This is a genomic window from Streptomyces sp. NPDC058663 (assembly GCF_042716745.1).
Lineage (GTDB): Bacteria > Actinomycetota > Actinomycetes > Streptomycetales > Streptomycetaceae > Streptomyces.
Window position 1 is genome coordinate 127,820 of the sequence record NZ_JBHXRV010000018.1, and the last position, 16,895, is coordinate 144,714.

Sequence of the window (16,895 nt, forward strand, 5' to 3'; positions counted from 1 at the left end):
ATCACGATTGGGGAGGATATCGAGTGAGCGAAGAGACGACGCAGCCCGCGGTACGCGCGCGTGGTGGCCGCGAGAGCCGGGACATAGGCATCGACCTGGGAACGGCGAACACCCTGGTGTACATGCGGGGGCAAGGCATCGTTCTCAACGAGCCCTCCGTGGTGGCGGTGAAGGCAGGTTCGACGACGGCGCTGGCCGTCGGCACCGAGGCCAAGGAGACGATCGGCCGCACCCCCGGCTCGATCACCGCGATCCGCCCCCTGCGGGACGGAGTGATCAGCGACTACGAGGCGGCCGAGGAGATGATCCGGCACTTCGTCCGCAAGGCCGTCCGGGGCCGCCGTCCGCGCACCCGCATGGTCGTGTGCGTCCCGAGCGGGGTGACGCCCGTGGAGCGGCGGGCCATCGTGCACGCCGCCAACCGGGCCGGCGCGCGGGCCGTGCACCTCATCGAAGAGCCCATGGCGGCCGCGATCGGCGCCGGTCTGCCGGTGTCCTCCGCCCGCGGTTCGATGGTGGTGGACATCGGCGGCGGTACGACGGAGGTGGCGGTGATCTCGCTGGGCGGGATCGTGACCGCCCAGTCGCTGCGGGTGGGCGGCGACCGGATGGACGCCGCGATCACCGATTACGTGCGCAAGGAGCACCAGCTGCTCATCGGCGAGCGGACGGCCGAGGACATCAAGGTCGCGATCGGTACGGCGTGGCCGGTGCCCGCCCGGCCGGAGCTGGAGGAGGCCACCTTCACGATCCGCGGGCGGCAGAAGGTCGGCGGGCTGCCGATGACGCTCGCGCTGTCGGTGGACGAGGTGCGCTCGGCCCTCGACGAGCCCGTCGAAGCGATCATCGCGGCGGTGCGCGCCACGCTGGAGGAGTGCCCTCCCGAGCTGTCCGGCGACGTGATGGAGCACGGCATCGTGCTGACCGGGGGCGGCGCGCTGCTGCCGGGGCTCGATCTGCGGATCTCGGCGGCGACCGGCATTCCGGTCCATGTGGCGGACAATCCGCTGGACTGTGTGGCGCTGGGTTCCGGCAAATGCGTGGAGGACTTCGACAACCTGCAGAAACTGCTCGCGGCGAGCTGAGCGGGCGCGGACTCCTGGGCTCCGGGGGCGCGGACTCCTGGGCCCCGGGAGCGCGGTCACCCGGTACGCACCGTCGTGGTGCCCCGCCGCTCCGGAAGGCGGCGGTCAGACCCCGGCGGGAAGTACCGCGGTCACCCGGTACTCGCCGTCGTGGTGCCCTGCCTCCAGGGTTCCGCCCATGGACAGCACCCGCTCCCCCATCGAGAACGTGCCGGTTCCCGCGGACACGGGCTCTTTGCCGGGCACCGAGCTGGCGAGGCGGTTGGTCACCTCGATGCGCAGGTGGCTGCCGTCGAGCGCGATCCGCACCTGTACGGGCTCGCCCGGTGCGTGCTTGACGGCGTTGGTGAGGCACTCCTGGACCACCCGGTGGACGGCCGCCTGCCGCAGCGGTGACAGGGCGGCGGCCCGTCCGTCGATGTCGAGCGCCACCGGGCTGCCGGCCAGCTCCCCCTCGGCCGCCAGCTCGGCGAGCGCGTCGATGCCGGGGGTCGCGTCCCCCTCCCGGGCGCGCTGCACGATGATCTCGTTGAGGATGCGGTGTGCCTTGCGCGCGGTTTCGGAGAGTTCGTCGAAGTCCTTCTGGTGGGCCTGGCCACGCGCGCGTACCGCGAGCACTTCGGCCCGTACCGCGAGCAGGGTCAGTTCCCGGCCCACGAAGTCGTGCACGTCCCTGGCGACGGATGCCCGCTCCTGCTGCACCGCCTGGAGGGCCGCCGTGCGTCCCCTGTGGACCTCCAGTTCGCGTACGAGGTCCTGCCGGTTCGCGGCGACGCCCACGCCGGCGGCGAGGACCCCGATGGGCACGATGAGGCTCAGGAACTCGACGAAGGTGTCGGCCTGTTTCTCGGGCCAGCTCCGGTGCAGGTAGAGCGCGCACGCGAAGCCCACGTAGCCCAGCGTCGCCGCGGTCGCGGCGGCCCGTCCCCGGTAGCGGCCGATCTTGTACAGCGCGAACTGCATGAGGGTGAGTTCGTGCAGCCAGCCGAGCAGGCCGAGCGCGACGAGGTACGGGATCCAGGGGAACCTGCGGCGCAGCAGCAGCGAGGCGGCACCGGCCCCGAGCACGGCGGTGGCGGTCAGGCGGTTGAGCGAGTTGTCCGACTCGGCGACGCCCGGCACGTCGAGCAGCATCAGGGCGAAGCAGATGAGCGGGACGAGCAGGTCCAGGGTGTGCCGGTGGACCGTGCGGCCCTCCAGCCAGCGCCGGCCCGCCGCCCAGGCCCGGGGTACCGGCGAGGCGGTGGGCTTGTCGTGCATACGTTCCATAGTGCCGGGTCCTTCGCCCCGGTTCGGCGGACTTACGTCCCTTTGGGAGTGAGGTGCGGCACTTCCCGGGCGGTGCGACGAGGGCCCCGCTCCGGTGCGTCCGGTGCGGGGCCCTCCAGGTGCCGTGCGTGCCTAGGAGGCCGGGGGCAGTGCCTCGATCTGCGCGGAGATCCGCGTGATGTCGGCCTCCGCCTTGGCCAGCCGGCCGCGGATCTTGTCCACGACGTTGTCGGGCGCCTTCGCGAGGAAGGCCTCGTTGCCGAGCTTGGCGTTGGCCTGGACGACCTCCTTCCTGGCGGCCTCCAGGTCCTTGGTGAGGCGCTTGCGCTCGGCCTCGACGTCGATCGTGCCGGACAGGTCCAGTTCGACCCTGGCACCGGCGACCGGCAGCGAGGCCGTCGCCTGGAAGCCGTCCTCGGCGCTCTGCAGACGCAGCAGCTGGCGGATGGCCGCCTCGTGCGGGGCGAGCGCGGTGCCGGTCAGGTCGAGCCGGGCCGGGACCTTCTGGCCCGGCTGCAGCCCCTGGTCTGAGCGGAACCTGCGGACCTCGGTGACGACCTGCTGGACGAGCTCGATCTCCTGCTCGGCGGCGGTGTCGCGGAACCCCGCGTCGGTGGGCCAGTCGGCGACGACCAGGGACTCACCGCCCGTGAGGGTCGTCCAGAGCGTCTCCGTGACGAACGGCACGACCGGGTGCAGCAGGCGCAGTGTGACGTCGAGGACCTCGCCCAGGACGCGGGCGGAGACCTTCGCCTGCTCGCCCTCCGCGAAGAACGTCGTCTTGGACAGCTCGACGTACCAGTCGAAGACCTCGTCCCACGCGAAGTGGAAGAGGGCGTCGGACAGCTTGGCGAACTGGTAGTCGTCGTAGAGGGCGTCGACCTGCGCGACGACCGTGTTCAGCCGGGACAGGATCCAGCGGTCGGTGGCCGTCATCTGCTCGGGGGCCGGCAGCTCGCCCTCGACGGTCGCGCCGTTCATCAGCGCGAAGCGGGTGGCGTTCCAGATCTTGTTGGCGAAGTTGCGCGAGCCCTGGACCCAGTCCTCGCCGATGGGCACGTCGACACCCGGGTTGGCGCCGCGGGCCAGGGTGAAGCGGACGGCGTCGGAGCCGTACTTGTCCATCCAGTCCAGCGGGTTGACGACGTTGCCCTTGGACTTCGACATCTTCTTGCCGCTCTCGTCGCGGACCATGCCGTGGAAGGCGATGGTGCGGAACGGGACGTCGCCCATGGCGTACAGCCCGAACATCATCATCCGGGCGACCCAGAAGAACATCAGGTCGTAGCCGGTGACCAGGACGGAGTTCGGATAGAACTTCTCCAGCGACTCCGTCTGCTCCGGCCATCCCATGGTGGAGAACGGCCACAGACCCGAGGAGAACCAGGTGTCGAGGACGTCGGTGTCCTGGTGCCAGCCCTCACCGGTGGGCGCCTCGTCGTCCGGGCCGACGCAGACCATCTCGCCGTTCGGGCCGTGCCAGACCGGGATGCGGTGGCCCCACCACAGCTGGCGCGAAATGCACCAGTCGTTGAGGTTGTCGACCCAGTCGAAGTAGCGCGGGGTCAGCTCGGCGGGGTGGATGTTGACGCGGCCGTTGCGGACGGCGTCGCCGGCGGCCTTGGCGAGCGTCTCGACCTTGACCCACCACTGCATCGACAGCCGCGGCTCCAGCGTCGTCTTGCAGCGGGAGCAGTGGCCGACGGAGTGGACGTACGGGCGCTTCTCGGCAACGATCCGGCCGTCCGCGCGCAGGGCGGCGACGATCGCGGAACGGGCCTCGAAGCGGTCCAGGCCCTGGAAGGGGCCGGGCGTGATGATGATGCCGCGCTCGTCGAGGACCTGGATGGTCTCCAGGTCGTGGCGCTGGCCGATGGCGAAGTCGTTCGGGTCGTGCGCGGGGGTCACCTTGACGGCGCCCGTGCCGAACTCCGGGTCGACGTGCGTGTCCGCGACGACCGGGATGGTGCGGTTGGTGAGCGGCAGCTTGATCTGCTTGCCGATGAGGCGGGCGTAGCGCTCGTCGTCGGGGTGGACGGCGACGGCGGTGTCGCCGAGCATCGTCTCGGCGCGGGTGGTGGCGACGACGATGGTGTCCTCACCGTCGCCGTACTTCATGGAGACGAGCTCGCCGTCGTCGTCCTGGTAGTCGACCTCGATGTCGGAGATGGCCGTCAGACAGCGCGGGCACCAGTTGATGATGCGCTCGGCGCGGTAGATCAGGCCGTCGTCGTACATCTTCTTGAAGATGGTCTGGACGGCGGTGGAGAGGCCCTCGTCCATGGTGAAGCGCTCGCGGTCCCAGGCGACGCCGTCGCCGAGGCGGCGCATCTGGCCGGAGATCTGGCCGCCGGACTCTTCCTTCCACTGCCAGACGCGCTCGACGAACGCCTCACGGCCCAGGTCGTGGCGGGACTTGCCGTCCTTGGCGAGCTCGCGCTCGACGACGTTCTGGGTGGCGATGCCCGCGTGGTCCATGCCGGGCTGCCACAGCGTCTCGAAGCCCTGCATGCGCTTGCGGCGGGTGAGGGCGTCGATCAGCGTGTGCTCGAAGGCGTGGCCCAGGTGGAGGGACCCCGTGACGTTCGGCGGCGGAATGACGACGGTGTACGCGGGCTTGTCGCTCTTCGCGTCGGCGGCGAAGTAACCGCGTTCTACCCAGCGCTCGTACAGCGGCCCCTCTACGGCGGCCGGCGTGTAGGTCGTCGGCAATGCGTCGGTGGCTGCGGGCTGCGGAGTCTGAGAGTTCTCGGTCACCGGGCCAGTTTACGGGCGCGCGGGCACCACAAAGAATCGCGTTTCAAAACGCGGTTCTTTGGTAACAGTGCGGCCCCCGGCAGACCGCCGGCCGTACCCGTCGGTGAGGATGTTCGCGACGCATAAGCATCTGGAGGGGAACCCCGTTACATGAGCTACCAGCAGCCGGGCCCGTACGGCGGCCAGCAGCCGCAGCAGCCGCAGCAGCCGAACCCGTACGGCGGCGGCCAGAGCGGTCCGTACGGCCAACCCGGTCCGTACGGCCAGCAGCAGCCGCAGGGCCAGCCTGGTTACGGGTACCCCCAGCAGGCGCCGCCGCCGCAGGGTTACGGTTACCCGCCGCAGCAGCCCCAGCAGCCGTACGGCCAGCCCCAGCAGCCCAACCCGTACGGCCAGCAGCCGCAGTACGGCCAGCAGCCCCCGCAGGGCCCCTACGGCCAGCAGCCGTACCCGGGCGGCGGCGAGAGCCCGAAAAAGAAGAAGACCGGCCTGATCGTGGGCCTCGCGGTGGTGCTGGTGGCGGCCGCGGGCGGGGGCGCGTACTACTTCCTCGCGGGGGGCGTCTCGGACGACGGGCCGCACAAGCTGACGACGCCGGAGACGGTGCTGGGCGGCGAGTTCAAGCGCACGGGCAAGGAGTCCACCGACGAGAAGGACCCGGAGGGCCAGAAGATGTTCACCGCCGCCGGGGTCAAGGACTTCAAGATGGTGAGCGGGATCTACACGACCCTGAACAAGGCCGAGCTCAACCCCAGTGATCCGTCGTCGCTGGAGAAGATGAAGAAGGCCAAGTCGCAGGTGCTCATGGGTGCCTGGGGCACGATCGAGGACCCGGAGAAGTCGCTCGACTCCTTCTTCGCCCAGTTGAAGGCGTCGAACGAGGCCGCCAGGGCGAAGGGCAAGAAGGGCACCTCGGAGTTCCTCGGCAGCCCCGTGTCGGTCAGCCCCTCCAGCCTCGACAACGCCGTCATGAAGTGCCAGGCCGTCAAGGGGCAGAACGCCCTGGGTCAGCCCCAGGAGGGCACCGTCTGTGCCTGGGCGGACCACAGCACGATCGCCATGGGTTCGAGCTCGGTGGCACAGGTGTCGCTGGCCAGGGACGACTCCGCCGAACAGCTCGCCAAGCTCCGCAGCGAGGTCCGCGTCAAGAAGTGACCGCGTCACCGGCAACGAACAGGGCCCGCCCGGTGTGCACCGGGCGGGCCCTGTTCGTACGTACCGGAAGAACCGCTACGCGGACTTCTCGTGCCGCCCGCCGTCACCCTTGCCGATGATCCGCGGCTCGCGCGGCACCAGGGTCGGGTTGACGTGGGAGTGGACGACTTCCTCCGTGATGACGACGCGGGCCACGTCCTTGCGGGACGGGACCTCGTACATCACCGACTGGAGGACCTCCTCCATGATGGCGCGCAGACCGCGCGCGCCCGTGCCGCGCAGGATCGCCTGGTCGGCGATGGCCTCCAGGGCCGGGAGGTCGAAGTCGAGCTCCACGCCGTCGAGTTCGAAGAGCTTCTGGTACTGCTTCACCAGTGCGTTGCGCGGCTCGACGAGGATCTTCAGGAGGGCTTCGCGGTCCAGGTTGTGGACGGAGGTGATGACCGGGAGGCGGCCGATGAACTCCGGGATCATCCCGAACTTCACCAGGTCCTCCGGCATGATCTCCGAGAACTGGTCGCTGGCCTGGATCTCGCGCTTGGAGCGGATCGTCGCGCCGAAGCCGATGCCCTTGGCGCCGGCCCGCGACTCGATGATCTTCTCCAGTCCCGAGAAGGCACCGCCCACGATGAACAGCACGTTCGTCGTGTCGATCTGGATGAACTCCTGGTGCGGGTGCTTGCGCCCGCCCTGCGGAGGTACGGAGGCGGTGGTGCCCTCCAGGATCTTCAGCAGGGCCTGCTGGACGCCTTCGCCGCTCACATCGCGGGTGATCGACGGGTTCTCGCTCTTGCGGGCGACCTTGTCGATCTCGTCGATGTAGATGATGCCGGTCTCGGCCTTCTTGACGTCGTAGTCGGCCGCCTGGATCAGCTTCAGGAGGATGTTCTCGACGTCCTCGCCGACGTATCCGGCCTCGGTGAGGGCGGTGGCGTCCGCGATGGCGAAGGGCACGTTCAGCATCCGGGCGAGGGTCTGCGCGAGCAGCGTCTTGCCGGAGCCGGTCGGGCCGAGCAGCAGGATGTTGGACTTGGCGAGCTCGATCGCGTCCTCGCGGCCGGCGCCGTTCTCACCGGCCTGGACACGCTTGTAGTGGTTGTAGACCGCCACCGAGAGGGCCTTCTTCGCGGGCTCCTGCCCGACGACGTACCCCTCGAGGAACTCGTAGATCTCACGAGGCTTGGGGAGCTCCTCCCAGCGGACCTCGCTGGTCTCGGCGAGCTCCTCCTCGATGATCTCGTTGCAGAGGTCGATGCACTCGTCGCAGATGTACACACCGGGACCTGCGATGAGCTTCTTCACCTGCTTCTGGCTCTTTCCGCAGAACGAGCACTTGAGCAGGTCTCCGCCGTCACCGATGCGTGCCACGAGGTGAATCCCCTTCGCCTGGGAGCCGCCGGGTGCAGCGACTCCTGGTGCCTCAAACTTCGACGGTACCTTGCCCGACCCCCCGTTCGGGCCCCCCTCGGCACGGTTCACGAGGACGTGCGCCGTGCCGAGGGGTAGGGCAGGGCCCTTTGTTTCACGTACGAGAGGCTCAGGCCGCAGCCGCTGCCGTGGTCTTGCGGGTCGAAACGATCTGGTCGACCAGGCCGTACGCCAGGGCGTCGTCGGCCGTGAGGATCTTGTCGCGCTCAATGTCGTCGCGGATCTTCTCGATCGGCGTGGTGGAGTGCTTCGCGAGCAGGTCCTCCAGCTGGGTCCGCATGCGCAGGATCTCGTTGGCCGCGATCTCCAGGTCGGAGAGCTGCTCGCGGCCGGTCTGCGAGGACGGCTGGTGGATCAGCACGCGGGCGTTGGGAAGCGCCATGCGCTTGCCGGGCGTACCGGCGGCGAGCAGGACGGCGGCGGCGGAGGCCGCCTGGCCCATGCACACCGTCTGGATGTCCGGCTTCACGAACTGCATCGTGTCGTAGATCGCGGTGAGCGCCGTGAAGGAGCCACCGGGCGAGTTGATGTAGATCGAGATGTCGCGGTCGGGGTCCATCGACTCCAGGCACAGCAGCTGCGCCATGACGTCGTTGGCGGACGCGTCGTCGATCTGCACACCGAGGAAGATCACGCGCTCCTCGAAGAGCTTCGCGTACGGGTCGTACTCGCGCACGCCCTGCGAGGTGCGCTCGACGAAGCGCGGCACGATGTAGCGGTTGTCCACCTGCGGGCCGGTGTAGAGGCCGTTGGCAGGGGCGGAGTAGTTGCTCATGTGGGTGTTCACCGTCCTGGTGGCGTTCTTGGGGCTGGGTGGCGGAGCAGTGGCAGGCGGGGTCTCAGGCCCCGGTGCCGCCGCCGCCCGGAACACCCGAAGCAGCGGAGATGATCTCGTCGATGAGGCCGTATGCCTTGGCTTCCTCCGCCGTGTACCAGCGGTCCCGGTCGCCGTCGCGGATGATCGTCTCGACGGTCTGGCCGGAGTGCTTGGCGGTGATCTCCGCCATGCGCTTCTTGGTGCGCAGCAGGTACTCGGCCTGGATCTTGATGTCCGAGGCCGTACCGCCGATGCCGGCGGAGCCCTGGTGCATCAGGATGTCGGTGTTCGGGAGAGCGAAGCGCTTGCCCCGGGCGCCGCCGGTCAGCAGGAACTGGCCCATGGAGGCCGCCATTCCCATGCCGATGGTGACCACGTCGTTCGGGATGTACTGCATGGTGTCGTAGACCGCCATGCCGGCCGTCACCGAGCCGCCGGGGCTGTTGATGTAGAGGTAGATGTCCTTCTCCGGCTCGGCGGCCAGGAGGAGCAGCTGCGCCGTGATCTTGTTCGCGATGTCGTCGTCGACCTGCTGGCCGAGGAAGATGATGCGCTCGCCCAGAAGTCGGCTGTAGACCTGGTCGCCGAGGCCTCCACCGAGGGACGGCTCGCCGGCGGCGTAGGGCATCAGATTCGTCACGTATTCCACCTGCTCGTCTCTGACGGCTCCGGCCGTCTCAGCGTCTTTGTACGGGGAGTCGGGTATCCCACCCAACCCGCCTACTCATGGACCCTAACGCGCAGGTAGGACAACGCCATCCCGCTTCCCGAACTGTTCGCTCGGAGCGCAAGGTGGTGGGCTCAGGTGTACGCACGGGGCGGCCGGTGCGCACGCGCGCGGGAGGGGTGCCGGGGAAGGGTGCGTCGCAGGCGCGCCACGCGCGCGTGAGGGAGGCGGTGCGGTGCGTGGAGGCGGCGGGTACGACGGCGGGCCCGGACGCAGCGAGTGCGTCCGGGCCCGTCGTCGTGACTGCTTGCGGGAGGGGCGGGGCCTTACTTGGCCTCGGTCTCCGCGGCGTCCTTCGCGGTGTCGTCGCCCTCGGCGGCGGCGTCGGCCGGGGTCTCCGCGGAGACCTCGTCCTCGTCGTCGTCGAGCTCGACGAGCTCACCGTTGGTGTCCTTGACCGTGGCGGCCTCGACGACGACGGCGAGCGCCTTGCCGCGGGCGACCTCGCCGACGAGCATCGGCACCTGGCCGCCTTCGACGACGGCCTGGGCGAACTGGTCGGGGGACATGCCGGAGGACTGCGCGCGACGCATGAGGTGCTCGGTGAGCTCCTCCTGGTTCACGTTCAGCTTCTCCTTGTTGACCAGCTCGTCGAGGATGAACTGGGTCTTGATGCCCTTGATCGCCTGGTCGGCGGTCTCCTTGTCGAACTCTTCCTCGGTCTTGCCCTGGATCTCCAGGTACTTCGGAAGGTCGATGCCCATCTGCCCGAGCTGGTGGTGCTCCAGGTTGTGCTTGCGGGTCTTGACCTCGTCCTCGAGGAGCTTCTCGGGGATCGGGACCTCGACGAGCTCGATGAGCTTGTCGAGCACGCGCTCCTGGGCCTGGGTGGCCTGGTCGTAGCTCTTCATGTTCTCGAGGCGCTTGCGGCTGTCGGCGCGCAGCTCCTCCAGGGTGTCGAACTCCGACGCCATCTGGGCGAAGTCGTCGTCCAGCTCGGGGAGTTCGCGGGCGGCGACGGCGGTCACCTTGACGGAGACCTCCGCGTCCTTGCCCTCGGCGGAGCCGCCCTTGAGCTGGGAGGTGAAGGTGGCCTCGCCACCGGCCTCCAGGCCCTTGACGGCCTCGTCGATGCCTTCGAGGAGCTCGCCGGAGCCGATGGTGTACGAGACACCCTCGGCCACGCCGTCCTCCAGGACCTCGCCGTCGACCTTGGCCTCGAGGTCGATCGTGACGACGTCGCCGTCTTCGGCGGCGCGCTCCACCGGGTTGGTGGAGGCGAAGCGACCACGCAGGTCCTCGACAGCCTTCGCGACGTCCTCGTCGGAGACGGTGACGGCGTCGACCTCGACCTCGATGCCGGAGTAGTCCGGGATCTCGATCGACGGGCGGATGTCGACCTCGGCGGTGAAGGCCAGCAGTTCGCCGTCCTTCAGCTCCGTGATGTCGACCTCGGGCTGACCCAGCGGGTTCAGCTCACCCTCGTTGACGGCCTCGGTGTAGAACTTCGGGAGGGCGTCGTTGACGGCCTCCTCCAGCACAGCGCCACGGCCGAACCGCTGGTCGATGACTCGGTTCGGGATCTTGCCCTTGCGGAAGCCCTTCACCGTGACCTGCTGGTTGATCTTCTTGTACGCCGCGTCGAGGCTGTCCTTGAGCTCCTCGAAGGGCACCTCAATGCTGAGCCGAACCCGGGTCGGGTTCAGGGTCTCCACGGCGCTCTTCACGGTTCGGTCTCCTTGGTGGCTGACTTCTGGGGTTCTGCCGAACCGCTCAGTGGGCGGTCCTGCTGATCGGGCCCGGTATCAGACACACGGGCACGCAGCTTGCATAGTAACGGCAAGCGGACGTCCTCCCACAATGCGATCTTCGGGCGGACCTGCGCGATCTTGTCGACCCGGCCGGACGGCAGCCCCGGGGGACTCACCTGCCGGGAGGCCTGCCGGGGACGTGCCCGGAACTGCATGGGGGAACTGCATGGGGGAACTGCTGGGGGACCTGCTGGTCGGGGTGGCCGGATTCGAACCGACGACCTTCCGCTCCCAAAGCGGACGCGCTACCAAGCTGCGCCACACCCCGTCGGTGCGACACGAAGGGTACATGCCCGCGGGCACCGCGTCGGCCGCATTTGCCGCCGGGGCGGAACGGGTGTGCGCCGGGGCGCCCGCACCCGCTACAGTGCTGTCCGTACCCCGGTCGCTCCGGCGCCCGCGGGGTACGTGTGCGGGCGTAGCTCAATGGTAGAGCCCTAGTCTTCCAAACTAGCTACGCGGGTTCGATTCCCGTCGCCCGCTCTTGTGGCCTCCGGCCCGGTCGAGTTCGCTCGCCGGACCGGGGGCCTTTTTCATGCGCACCGGGCCTCAGAACTTGATGTTGTTGAGCGAGCTGGCTATGGAGTTGAGGAAGCGCTGGATGTCGTCGGCCATGCCGGTGGAGGCGAGGAAGAAGCCGAAGAGCACGGCGACGAGCGCCGGTCCCGCCTTGAGACTCTTGCCTCGTATCAGCACGAAGAGGACGACTGCCAACAACAGCACCACTGACAGTGAAATGGCCACAACTGATCACACCCTTGGTCGGTCCGCCTTGCCGGCCCGGGGATACACGGCCCAGTGCTTCCCCCGCCGGACCATCGTGCCACCAACACCCTTCGGCTGGCTGCCGGGTGACGGACAGTTGATGGCTGGATCACATCACTGGTCACACGGGTCTCACGTGGTACGGCGCGGAAAAGGAAACCATTCCTTGGGTGACGGAACTGGACCACGCCACTAGGGTGCCTCAAATGCTTCAGGATCCCCGTGAGCACCAGAGCACCCCCCTCCCTCCACTCAAGGAGGTGGTGCCCGCCCTGCGGCCGCTGCGGCCGGCGAGATCCCCGCGCAAGTCCCCCGCGCCCCAAGCGGCGGGGCGCGACGCGTACTTCGACAACGCGAAGTACCTGGCGATCGTGCTGGTGGCGGTCGGGCACACCTGGCCGCTGGTGCTCTCGGGAAGCCGGGCGACCGAGGCGCTGTACATGCTGGTGTACGTGTTCCACATGCCGGCCTTCGTGCTCATCTCCGGCTATTTCTCGCGGAACTTCGACATGCGTCCGCACAAGCTGATGCGGCTCGTCTCGAGCGTGGCAGTGCCGTACGTGGTCTTCCAGACGGCGTACGCGGTCTTCTTCGCCGTGATGGAGGACGGGCACGCCCTGGTACGGCTGGTGTCGCCGTGGTTCCTGATGTGGTTCCTGATGGCGCTGTTCCTGTGGCGGCTGCTGACTCCGCTGTTCCTGGCGATCAGATGGCCTCTGCAGATCTCGCTGCTGATCGCGGCGGCCGCGGCGGGGACCCCGGACATCGGGGCGTCCTGGTCGGCGCAGCGGGTGCTGCAGTTCCTGCCGTTCTTCGTGCTGGGGCTGCGGCTGCGCCCCGAGCACTTCCGGCTGGTGCAGCGGTGGTCGGTGCGCCGGGCGGCGATTCCGCTGTTCGCCCTCTCGCTGGCGTTCCTGTACTGGGTGACGCCCAAGGTCCAGCTGGACTGGGTGTACCGCAGTCACGCCGCGCAGGACATGGATCAGCCGTGGTGGGTCGGGGTGTTGATGACGTTCGCCATGTTCGGTGCGGCCCTGGTGCTCACGGCGTGCTTCCTGGCGTGGGTGCCGCGGCGGCGGATGTGGTTCACGGCACTGGGCGCGGGCACGATCGGCGGATATCTGCTGCACGGCTTCGTGATCAAGTTGGCCGGATACGAGGGGTGGGTGGAGCGATTCCACCTGGCCACCCCGGTGGGCCGGATCGTGGTCACGGTGGCGGCGGTGGCCGTGGTGACGGTGTTGTGCTCGCCGCCGGTGCGGCGGGCGCTCAAGTGGGTGGCGGAGCCGGACCTGAGGTGGCTGTTCCGGCAGACGCCGGGGGCCGGTGGTGGATCCGGGCCGGCGTCGGGCGCGGCCGCGGGTGCCGGTTCCGGTGCGGGGGCGCCGGTACGGCAGGGGGCGGAGGGCGCACGGGACGCGGAAGGTGCGCGGGACGCAGAGGGCGCGCGGGACGCGGAAGGCGTCAGCCCCGGCAGAGCAGCAGGAGCGCCCTGTCGTCGTTGACGTCCTTGGCGACCGCCTCGATCAGGTGCCACGCCGCACCCTCGAAGCCCGACGCCACGTAGCGGTCCGCCTCGCCCGTCAGACGGTCCACGCCTTCGCTGAGGTCGCGGCCCGGGGCCTCCACGAGGCCGTCCGTGAAGAGCATCAGGACGTCGCCGGGCGCCAGGACGCCCTTGGCCGGGTCGAATTCGGCGCCGTCGTAGACGCCGAGGAGGGGGCCCTCGCCGGACTTCTCCTCCCAGCGGCCGCTGCCCGCGTGCAGCTGGAGGGCGGGGAGGTGGCCGGCGGAGAGGAGTTCGTACTCGCCGGTCTCCAGGTCGAGCACGAGGTGGATGGAGGTGGCGAAGCCCTCGTCCCAGTTCTGGCGCAGCAGGTAGCCGTTGGCGGCCGGGAGGAAGTGGTGCGGCGGGAGCGAGCCGAGCAGGCCGCCGAAGGCGCCGGAGAGGAGCAGCGCACGGGAGCCCGCGTCCATGCCCTTGCCGGAGACGTCGGTGAGGACGACCTCCAGGACGCGGCCGCCGTCACCGGTCCTGGCCGCCACCACGAAGTCGCCGGAGAAGGACTGGCCGCCCGCCGGGCGCAGCGCCATCTCGCTGTGCCAGCCCTTGGGCAGGGAGGGCAGCGCGCTCTGCACGCGGATGCGTTCGCGCAGGTCGAAGAGCATCGTGCCGCCGCGCCGCCACGGCACGCCGACCCTGGCCCGGAACTGGGCGACGACCAGGCCGAAGAAGCCGCACGCCGCCACGGTCAGGACCGTGCCGGGGGTGACGCCGGCGGGGCCCCGGGTGTACGGGCCGAGGACGACGGACTCGACGATCAGGGCGGTCGCCGCCGCCGCGTACAGGCCGAGCAGGCTGGCCGGGCGGAGCAGCAGGCCGCCCGCGACGATGGGCAGGACCAGCATGGCCGGCGCGCACCACACCGGCAGCAGGACCGTTCCGAGGGCGATCGCCGGAACGCTCAGCAGGAGGAAGGCGAAGGCGAGCCAGTCCGAGCCGTCGCCGCGGAAGTAGTCGACCCCGGATCGGCGCAGCCCGCCGCGGACCCGGTGCGCCCGCTTGCGCATCCGGGCCGTGAACGAGTCGACTCCCACCGCGTGGCCCATTGGCCAGGACACTACCGACCCGCGCGGCTGCTCCGCAGGGGGACCCCTGGGACATCCTGTTCGAAATGAGTGGCTTGTCATGACGGGCCACTGGTAGGCATGGCATATGACGACGGAAATGCGGGTGCTGGCCGAGGGCGAGTGGGACACCTGGTACGCGACTTTGGAGCGGGCGTTCGGCGGCGTCGACGAGGCGCCGGAGGAGCGGTCGCTGTGGCGGGAATTGACCGAGTACGACCGGTCGCTGGGCGTCTGGGAGGGCGGCTGTTGTGTGGGCACCGCGGGCGCCTTCGGCTTCCGGATGACGGTGCCGGGCGGGGCGTCGCTGCCGGTGGCCGGGGTCACGATGGTCGGCGTGGCGGCCACCCACCGGCGGCGCGGGATCCTGACGTCGATGATGCGCCGGCAGCTGGACGACGTGCGGGCGCGGGGTGAGGCGCTGGCGGTGCTCACGGCCTCGGAGCCGGTGATCTACGGCCGGTTCGGGTACGGCGCCGCGTCCTTCGAGATGCGGGCCGAGATCGATACGGCGCGGGTGCGTCTCGCCGTGCCGGAAGGTACCGACGGCATACGACTTCGGTACGTGCGTACCGACGACGGGGCCGTCCACCGGACGTGCGAGGAGATTTACGCGCGGGCGGTCGCGCGGCGGCCCGGTATGACGGCGCGGCAGCCCGGCTGGGAGCGGCTGCCGCTGCTGGACCCGGAGAAGGAACGGGAGGGGGCCTCCGCCCTTCAGTGCGTGCTGGCCGAGGACGCCGAAGGCCGTGCGCTGGGCTTCGCGCGGTTCCGGGTGAAGCCGGAGCGGAGCGCGGCGGGGCCGGAGGGGGTGGTGCTGCTCGCGGATCTGGAGGCGGCCGGTCCGCTCGCCCCGCAGGCGCACGCGGCGCTGTGGCGCTTCCTGTTCGACCTCGATCTCACCTCGAAGCTGGTGGTCCGGAGCCGGCCCGTCGACGACGCCCTGCTGCATCTGGTGTCCGACCCCCGGCGCTGCGCGGTGCGGCTGCGCGACTCGCTGTACGTACGGCTGGTGGACGTGGGGGCCGCGCTGGAGGCGCGGACCTACCGGGCGCCGGTGGATGTGGTGTTCGAGGTGCGGGACGGGTTCTGCCCGTGGAACGAGGGGCGGTGGCGGCTGACCGCTGACGCCAAGGGCGCGGTGTGCGTGCGGACCGCGGAGCCGGCGGATCTCGCGCTGTCGGTACGGGAGTTGGGGGCCGCGTATCTCGGCGGGGTGTCCCTGTCCGCGCTGGCCTCGGCGGGGCGGGTGCGGGAGCTGCGCGAGGGGGCTCTGGCGGAGGCGGCGGTGGCGTTCGGCTCGGACGTGGCGCCGTGGCTGGCGCACGGGTTCTAGCGCGGGAGGGCTCCGGCGGCCGGTGTGGCGGGCTCCGGCCCACCGGTCAGGGCCGCTGGCAGGTGGGGCACCAGAAGAGGTTGCGGGCGGCGAGATCGGCGGTGCGGATCTCGCTGCCGCAGAGGTGGCAGGGCTGGGTGGCCCGGCGGTAGACGTACACCTCGCCGCCGTGGTCGTCGACGCGCGGCGGGCGGCCCATCGCCTCGGGGGTGTGCTCGGGGCGGACGGTGTCGATGCGGTTGAGGCGTACGCCCTCGCGCATCAGGACGACGAGGTCGTCCCAGAGCGCCTGCCACTGGGCGGCCGTGAGGGCCTTGCCGGGGGTGTACGGGTCGATGCCGTGCCGGAAGAGGACTTCGGCGCGGTAGACGTTGCCGACTCCGGCGACGACCTTCTGGTCCATCAGGAGGGCGGCGATCGTCGTACGGGAGGCCCTGATGCGGCGTCCGGCACGGTCGGGGTCCGCGTCGGCGCGCAGCGGGTCGGGGCCGAGCCGGTCGTGGATCGCCTGTTTCTCGGCGTCCGTGACGAGGGCGCAGGTGGTGGGGCCGCGGAGGTCGGCGTACGAGGTGCTGTTGCGCAGCCGCAGGCGGACGGTGTCGGTGGGCGGCGGGGCGGGGGCGTCGCCCAGGGCGTACTTGCCGAAGAGGCCGAGGTGGATGTGGATCCAGGTGCCGCCCTCGAAGCCGAGGAAGAGGTGTTTGCCGTGGGCCTCGGCGGTTTCCATGACCTTGCCGGTCAGGAGGGCGGCGGAGGCGGCGAAGCGGCCCTGGGGGCTGGTGGGGTGGGGGGCCGTGCCGGCGAATCGGGCCAGGTGGTCCTCCGCGAGGCGGTGGATGGTGTGGCCTTCGGGCACGGTGGGGCTCCTGGGGGAATGGGAGTGGCCCCCGCCCCGGTGGTCCGCTCCGGGGCGGGGGCCGTTGTGGCGGGCCGGGGTGGGGCAGCGCGGAGGGTTCGGCTCCGCCGGGGGGGGGCCGCCCCCTTGCCCGCCCGTTCCGCCCCCCGGGGGGCGGCCCCGCCGCCCAAGGGGGCGGGAGGAGGAGTGTGGGGGCGGCCCCGCCGCCCAAGGGAACGGGGGTAATCAGGGCGGCCCCGCCGCCCAAGGGGGCTGGGGGGGGGGATGGGGGGGGGTGGGGGCCGGGGTGGTTAAGGGGTGTGCGGGGGGTGTGGGGGGGTC

13 protein-coding genes and 2 tRNA genes are annotated in these 16,895 nt (G+C 70.2%); 5 read left to right on the forward strand and 10 right to left on the reverse strand.

The features are described from left to right. Nucleotides 1–23 precede the first annotated feature (23 nt). On the forward strand, nt 24–1,085 hold the full coding sequence (locus ACFWVV_RS15765; protein WP_384341840.1) for a rod shape-determining protein: 1,062 nt from the start codon (nt 24–26) through the stop codon (nt 1,083–1,085). 105 nt (nt 1,086–1,190) lie between these two features. On the opposite strand, the gene ACFWVV_RS15770 is transcribed toward ACFWVV_RS15765, so the two are convergent. Together ACFWVV_RS15770 and ACFWVV_RS15775 are read right to left on the reverse strand one after the other, a co-directional pair. Then, nucleotides 1,191–2,345, reverse strand: a complete 1,155-nt coding sequence (locus ACFWVV_RS15770; RefSeq protein ID WP_384342191.1) for a sensor histidine kinase — start codon at nt 2,343–2,345, stop codon at nt 1,191–1,193. Between the two features lie 141 nt (nt 2,346–2,486). After that, complete coding sequence (locus tag ACFWVV_RS15775; RefSeq protein ID WP_384341842.1) at nt 2,487–5,111, reverse strand: valine--tRNA ligase; 2,625 nt, start codon at nt 5,109–5,111, stop codon at nt 2,487–2,489. Nucleotides 5,112–5,261: 150 nt separating this feature from the next. Here ACFWVV_RS15775 and ACFWVV_RS15780 point away from each other — a divergent pair, with 150 nt between their 5' ends. Next, nucleotides 5,262–6,266 (forward strand): hypothetical protein, encoded by a 1,005-nt coding sequence (locus ACFWVV_RS15780; RefSeq protein WP_384341844.1) that lies wholly within the window; start codon nt 5,262–5,264, stop codon nt 6,264–6,266. A 75-nt stretch (nt 6,267–6,341) separates the two neighbouring features. On the opposite strand, the gene clpX is transcribed toward ACFWVV_RS15780, so the two are convergent. The 5 genes from clpX to ACFWVV_RS15805 form a co-directional block, all read right to left on the reverse strand. Then, nucleotides 6,342–7,634, reverse strand: coding sequence for an ATP-dependent Clp protease ATP-binding subunit ClpX (clpX, locus tag ACFWVV_RS15785; protein ID WP_384341846.1), 1,293 nt, complete (start codon nt 7,632–7,634; stop codon nt 6,342–6,344). A gap of 169 nt (nt 7,635–7,803) precedes the next feature. Continuing rightward, nucleotides 7,804–8,469: an ATP-dependent Clp protease proteolytic subunit gene (locus ACFWVV_RS15790; RefSeq protein ID WP_384341847.1), complete on the reverse strand. Its 666-nt coding sequence runs from the start codon at nt 8,467–8,469 to the stop codon at nt 7,804–7,806. 64 nt (nt 8,470–8,533) lie between these two features. Next, entirely contained in the window at nt 8,534–9,151 is a 618-nt protein-coding gene (locus tag ACFWVV_RS15795; protein ID WP_384341849.1) for an ATP-dependent Clp protease proteolytic subunit, read from the reverse strand. Between the two features lie 353 nt (nt 9,152–9,504). Next, entirely contained in the window at nt 9,505–10,905 is a 1,401-nt protein-coding gene (gene tig, locus ACFWVV_RS15800) for a trigger factor (protein ID WP_384341851.1), read from the reverse strand. Between the two features lie 275 nt (nt 10,906–11,180). Beyond that, a tRNA-Pro gene (locus ACFWVV_RS15805) sits at nt 11,181–11,257 on the reverse strand. 144 nt (nt 11,258–11,401) lie between these two features. Between ACFWVV_RS15805 and ACFWVV_RS15810 the strand changes: the two genes are divergently transcribed. Further along, a tRNA-Gly gene (locus ACFWVV_RS15810) sits at nt 11,402–11,472 on the forward strand. Nucleotides 11,473–11,538: 66 nt separating this feature from the next. Here the strand turns inward: ACFWVV_RS15810 and ACFWVV_RS15815 are convergent. Further along, on the reverse strand, nt 11,539–11,733 hold the full coding sequence (locus ACFWVV_RS15815; RefSeq protein WP_384341853.1) for a hypothetical protein: 195 nt from the start codon (nt 11,731–11,733) through the stop codon (nt 11,539–11,541). Between the two features lie 227 nt (nt 11,734–11,960). Between ACFWVV_RS15815 and ACFWVV_RS15820 the strand changes: the two genes are divergently transcribed. After that, nucleotides 11,961–13,259, forward strand: a complete 1,299-nt coding sequence (locus ACFWVV_RS15820; protein WP_384341855.1) for an acyltransferase family protein — start codon at nt 11,961–11,963, stop codon at nt 13,257–13,259. Here the strand turns inward: ACFWVV_RS15820 and ACFWVV_RS15825 are convergent. Next, a complete protein-coding gene (locus tag ACFWVV_RS15825) occupies nt 13,219–14,364 on the reverse strand; it encodes a PP2C family protein-serine/threonine phosphatase (RefSeq protein WP_384341857.1) in 1,146 nt (381 codons plus the stop codon). The two genes, ACFWVV_RS15820 and ACFWVV_RS15825, sit on opposite strands and share 41 nt — an antisense overlap. Before the next feature lie 106 nt (nt 14,365–14,470). Between ACFWVV_RS15825 and ACFWVV_RS15830 the strand changes: the two genes are divergently transcribed. Further along, nucleotides 14,471–15,718, forward strand: a complete 1,248-nt coding sequence (locus ACFWVV_RS15830) for a GNAT family N-acetyltransferase (protein WP_384341859.1) — start codon at nt 14,471–14,473, stop codon at nt 15,716–15,718. Between the two features lie 46 nt (nt 15,719–15,764). Here the strand turns inward: ACFWVV_RS15830 and ACFWVV_RS15835 are convergent, their stop codons facing one another. Continuing rightward, nucleotides 15,765–16,574 (reverse strand): Fpg/Nei family DNA glycosylase, encoded by an 810-nt coding sequence (locus ACFWVV_RS15835; protein ID WP_384341861.1) that lies wholly within the window; start codon nt 16,572–16,574, stop codon nt 15,765–15,767. Nucleotides 16,575–16,895: the final 321 nt, after the last annotated feature.

Bases quoted from the DNA above. Each gene is read 5' to 3' on its own strand.
- ACFWVV_RS15780 (WP_384341844.1), top strand. From the start codon at position 5,262: ATGAGCTACCAGCAGCCGGGCCCGTACGGCGGCCAGCAGCCGCAGCAG.
- ACFWVV_RS15820 (WP_384341855.1), top strand. From the start codon at position 11,961: ATGCTTCAGGATCCCCGTGAGCACCAGAGCACCCCCCTCCCTCCACTC.
- ACFWVV_RS15830 (WP_384341859.1), top strand. From the start codon at position 14,471: ATGACGACGGAAATGCGGGTGCTGGCCGAGGGCGAGTGGGACACCTGG.
- ACFWVV_RS15825 (WP_384341857.1), bottom strand. From the start codon at position 14,364: ATGGGCCACGCGGTGGGAGTCGACTCGTTCACGGCCCGGATGCGCAAG.
- ACFWVV_RS15770 (WP_384342191.1), bottom strand. From the start codon at position 2,345: ATGCACGACAAGCCCACCGCCTCGCCGGTACCCCGGGCCTGGGCGGCG.
- ACFWVV_RS15790 (WP_384341847.1), bottom strand. From the start codon at position 8,469: ATGAGCAACTACTCCGCCCCTGCCAACGGCCTCTACACCGGCCCGCAG.